Origin of the sequence: Streptomyces sp. SM1 (assembly GCF_002910825.1) — a bacterium.
Classification (GTDB): Bacteria; Actinomycetota; Actinomycetes; order Streptomycetales; family Streptomycetaceae; genus Streptomyces; species Streptomyces okerensis.
Map to the genome: position 1 here is coordinate 1 of NZ_NEUB01000283.1, position 1,856 is coordinate 1,856.

General features: G+C 72.7%; 3 protein-coding genes. 2 read left to right on the top strand and 1 reads right to left on the bottom strand.

The annotated features are described in order from the left end of the window. Positions 1-53: 53 nt before the first annotated feature. Positions 54-434, bottom strand: coding sequence for a DUF6479 family protein (locus tag B9S61_RS06845; RefSeq protein WP_181007278.1), 381 nt, complete (start codon positions 432-434; stop codon positions 54-56). A 144-nt stretch (positions 435-578) separates the two neighbouring features. On the opposite strand from B9S61_RS06845, the gene B9S61_RS06850 reads away from it, so the two are divergent. Continuing rightward, positions 579-950, top strand: coding sequence for a ferredoxin (locus tag B9S61_RS06850; RefSeq protein WP_103541441.1), 372 nt, complete (start codon positions 579-581; stop codon positions 948-950). Between the two features lie 122 nt (positions 951-1,072). After that, the coding region (locus tag B9S61_RS06860) for a serine/threonine-protein kinase (protein WP_146064738.1) at positions 1,073-1,856 on the top strand (784 nt) is incomplete at its 3' end.

Genomic DNA, 1,856 nt, shown 5'->3' on the forward strand with positions numbered 1-1,856 from the left:
CGGGCGCGATCAGTCGCGGCTCGATCCGACCGGCAGCCGCGGGAGCGGGACGGTCAGTGGCCGCCGGGTCCGCCGCTGCCGAACGACCCGCCGCTGCCGTCGTTCCAGCGCGGCCGCTCCTGCGACGTGCTCGAGCGGCTGCCCGCGTTGCCGTGGTGGCCCCCCAGCTCGTGCGGCGTGAGGCGCTCCTCGCCCGTGGGGACCTCGTCCGGCTCACGGTGCTCCCGCACCTCCCGGACCGGACCGCCCTCGGGCATCCGGGGCTGCTCCTCGGGCCGGGGCCGGCGGGTCGTGCTGTTCCTGGTCCGGCGGCTGCCGAGGACGAACATGCCGATCAGCAGGGCCAGTACCGCCACGGCCGCCACCCCGAGGCCGATGCCGAGGGCGCCGCGGCCCGCCGCGAGGTCGGCCGTCTCCATCCATGCGGTGTTCATCATGGCTCGCGGGTACCCCCGGTCCCCGGCGCGAACCCGGCACACCTCGCCGTGAACAGGCACCCGGACCGACGCCGCACCCGCACCGGCCGCACCCGGGCCGGGCCCACGTTTGACCGCCGGGACCGCGGCTACCCGCGCGGTGTGACCACGACATCGCAGAAGGAGTTGTTCCGGTTCCTGGAGGACCGTTTCGCCTGTGCCCAGGCCTGCACCGAGTGCGCGCGTGCCTGTGCGACGCGGGCCAGTCTGGTGGACCCGGGCGGCCCCGAGAACCAGGAACTCGTACGACGCAAGGGCATCATGTGCGCGGAGGTCTGCGACGCCACCTGCCGCGTGCTGTCCGAGCAGAACCAGGTGGACGAGGCGGCCATCCGGATCCAGGTGGAATGGTGCCGGCAGATGTGCCTGGAGAGCGCGCAGGCGTTCGACGGCCACTCGGGTGCGGAGGAGACGGCCGAGGCGTGCCGTGCCTGCGCCCGGGCCTGCACGGAGTTCCTCGCCACCCTGAACTGACCGGTCCGGCCCGGCCGGAGGGTCGCCCGTCGTCCGGCACCGTACAAACTCGGGCGAGTTGTCGCCATACTGGACGAGCCAGGGGAGGGCGGGGCGGACTGCGACGGGGGCGGGCGAAGGAGATGGGGGACAGCAGGCTGATCCACGACCGGTACCGGTTGCTCGACCGGATCGGACGCGGCGGCATGGGGGAGGTGTGGCGGGCACGGGACGAGTCACTGGGCCGGCAGGTCGCGGTGAAGTGCCTCAAACCCGTCGGCCCCCAGCACGACCAGGCGTTCAGCCGTGTGCTGCGCGAGCGGTTCCGGCGCGAGGCCCGGGTCGCCGCGGCCCTGCAGCACCGCGGGATCACCGTGGTACACGACTTCGGGGAGTCCGAGGGCGTGCTGTACCTGGTGATGGAACTGCTCCAGGGCCGCAACCTCAGCCAGGTCCTGGAGGACAACAAGCAGCATCCGCTGCCGGTCGGCGAGGTGGTGGAAGTCGCCGGGCAGGTCGCCGCGGCCCTCGCCTACACCCACGACCAGGGCATCGTGCACCGTGATCTGAAGCCCGCCAACATCGTGCGGCTGGACGACGGCACCGTGAAGATCTGCGACTTCGGCATCGCCCGGCTCGGGCACGACATCGGCCTCACCTCACGGCTGACCGGTACCGGCATCGCCATGGGCACTCCGCACTACATGTCACCGGAGCAGATCAGCGGCTCCGAGGTCGACCGGCGCAGCGACCTGTACTCCTTCGGCTGCGTGCTGTACGAGATCGCCACCGGGGTACCGCCGTTCGACCTGGACGACGCCTGGGCGATCCTCGTCGGCCACCGCGACACCCCGCCCCGGCCGCCGCGCGGCCACCGCGCCGAACTGCCCGAGCGCCTGGAGCGGATCATCCTGGACCTGCTGGCCA

Coding starts and splice junctions, on each gene's coding strand:
- B9S61_RS06845 (WP_181007278.1), bottom strand. CDS start 434: ATGAACACCGCATGGATGGAGACGGCCGACCTCGCGGCGGGCCGCGGC.